Source organism: Acinetobacter endophylla (genome assembly GCF_053543775.1).
On the sequence record NZ_JBLVOM010000063.1, the window covers coordinates 1 to 2,105 of the forward strand.

4 protein-coding genes are annotated in these 2,105 nt (G+C 59.2%); all 4 read right to left on the reverse strand.

From position 1 onward, the window contains the following. The coding region (locus tag ACNPNW_RS04815) for an alcohol dehydrogenase catalytic domain-containing protein (protein ID WP_448766615.1) at positions 1–339 on the reverse strand (339 nt) is incomplete at its 3' end. Positions 340–384: 45 nt separating this feature from the next. Then, on the reverse strand, positions 385–693 hold the full coding sequence (locus ACNPNW_RS04820; protein ID WP_005006003.1) for a hypothetical protein: 309 nt from the start codon (positions 691–693) through the stop codon (positions 385–387). Positions 694–784: 91 nt separating this feature from the next. Next, positions 785–1,753 (reverse strand): magnesium and cobalt transport protein CorA, encoded by a 969-nt coding sequence (locus tag ACNPNW_RS04825; RefSeq protein ID WP_002118270.1) that lies wholly within the window; start codon positions 1,751–1,753, stop codon positions 785–787. Then, on the reverse strand, positions 1,750–2,105 hold a 356-nt coding region (locus tag ACNPNW_RS04830), incomplete at its 5' end, for a glutathione binding-like protein (RefSeq protein ID WP_448766616.1). The genes ACNPNW_RS04825 and ACNPNW_RS04830, both read right to left, overlap by 4 nt.

The window sequence follows — 2,105 nt, forward strand, 5'->3', positions numbered from 1 at the left end:
TTTGTGACCGACAATCCGGGCGTCGACGAGATGGAACTCCGCATTGGTACCGGGCCGTGTGATCGATCCGGCATAATAGACCTCGTCGCCTAACTCGAACTGCGTGACGTCGGGGCCGACCTCGCGCACAATCCCGGCGGCATCCCATCCCAGCACCTTCCAATCGCCATCTGCCGGCGGCGTGCTGTTGCGGACCTTGTAGTCGACCGGGTTGACCGAGACGGCCTTCACCTCAACCAGGATATCGTATCCTGCAGCGACAGGCCGAGGCAGATTGATGTCGACCAGCGCGGCATCCGCGGCGATGGGTCCCGGAACCTTGTAACCAATGGCTTTCATAAATGTCTCCAGCTTGCTTGATCGGATGACGCGAATGCTCGTTAGTCAACTTCTTCTACATTGAGGTCCCGACTCTTGAACTGGGTCGCGGTAGCAGATTTCATCGAACACGTCGATCAACAGGCCTTTATGCTCTGTCGCCGGATCGGTGATCGCGTAGATGTTGGAGGCATCTTCGCCGTCGTCCCCGCTCTCGAGGCGCAACGCCGCATCGACGCGAATGCTGCATGCATCGAGGGTTGACCCTAGTTCGAGATCGACGAGATTGCCGTCCTTGACGCGGTATTCGCGGTCATAGCCGTTGGCGATGAATGACTGGACTGCTTCTAGAACGTCGGTCACCTGGGAGGTCATGGAAGCACCTTCATCTTGAACTGGATTGGACACGCTCGCGCACAAAGCGCGCTGTGACTCGGCGGACGGAGAAGCTCGCGAAGTGCGTTACTCATAGCCACTTGGCCTTCTTGAAGCGCATGAACAGGAGAAGGCAGAACACCGCTATCACTCCGAGCACGACGAAGTAGCCATATGGCGTGTCCAGTTCCGGCATGTGCTTGAAGTTCATGCCATATATTCCGGCGATCGCCGTCGGGACCGTCAAGATCGCCGCCCAGGCCGCGAGCTGGCGAGTGACCACACCGATCCTTTGCGCTTCCAGAAGGCTGCTGGCCTCGAAGACCGTGGACAGGACAAGCAGGAGGCCGTCGACCATGGACTGCACGCGGTGGACATGGTCCGCGACGTCGTGGAAATATGGTGTCATTTCGGCGCTGATGCAGGGAAAGTGGCCGCGAACGAGCTTTCGCACCAGCTCGGCCATAGCCCCGAGCGTGCGCTGGAACCGCGTGAGTTCGGACCTTAGTTCGAAGATTCGCGCCACCTCTTCTGGCCCGAGGAAATCGTGCAGCGACCGTCGCTCCATCGCCAGGACGTCGTCCTCGATCATTTCGAAGATGGGCAGATACTGGTCGACCACTCGGTGCAAGATCGCGTGCAGCACATAGTCGACACCCTTGCCGAACTGCGTCGGCGATGCCTCGAGTTGCTCCCGAAGTTTGCCCAGCGCTCCGGCATTGCCGTGCCGCACGGTGATAAGGTGATTGTGACCGGTGAAGATCGCCATCTTGCCGTAGCTGATCCGGTCGCCGACCAGCTCGGCGGTCTGGGCGACGACGTACAACTCATCGTTGTAGACCTCGAGCTTGGGCGGGCACAGCGGGTGCATGGCGTTGTCGATCGCCAAAGGATGGAGGTTATACGTCGTCTGGATCGCGCTGAGTTCGTCTGCGGTGGGCTCGCTAAGCGCGATCCAGCAGAAGCCCGAGCGATTCTCGTTTAGTTCGACGTGCTCATCGAGCCTGATTTCACGGACTCGCTTACCTTCGTTGTAATAATATGCGGCGATAATGGTCATGCAGGCCTCGCAGGAATTCGCAGGCCACGCTGTACAGCCGGTCGCGCCAGCCCGCGTTCGAGCCATGCCTGCACGTTCGAATAGCTGCTTAGGCCGAGGATGTCGCCCGCTGCGTAGAATTCGACCAGCGCATTCACCCAGCCAAACGTCGCAATGTCCGCGATCGAGTAATCATCGACAATCCATTCGCGGCCCTCCAGCCGGTGATCCAGGACCCCGAGAAGACGCCTGGATTCATCAACAAAGCGCTGCCGAGGTCGCTTGTCCTCATAGTCCTTGCCGGCAAATCGCAGGAAAAAGCCTAGCTGTCCGAACATCGGCCCGATGGCCGACATCTGAAAGAACACCCACG

Excerpts from the sequence above, each read along its gene's own strand:
- ACNPNW_RS04825 (WP_002118270.1), bottom strand. The coding sequence starts at position 1,753 with ATGACCATTATCGCCGCATATTATTACAACGAAGGTAAGCGAGTCCGT.
- ACNPNW_RS04820 (WP_005006003.1), bottom strand. The coding sequence starts at position 693 with ATGACCTCCCAGGTGACCGACGTTCTAGAAGCAGTCCAGTCATTCATC.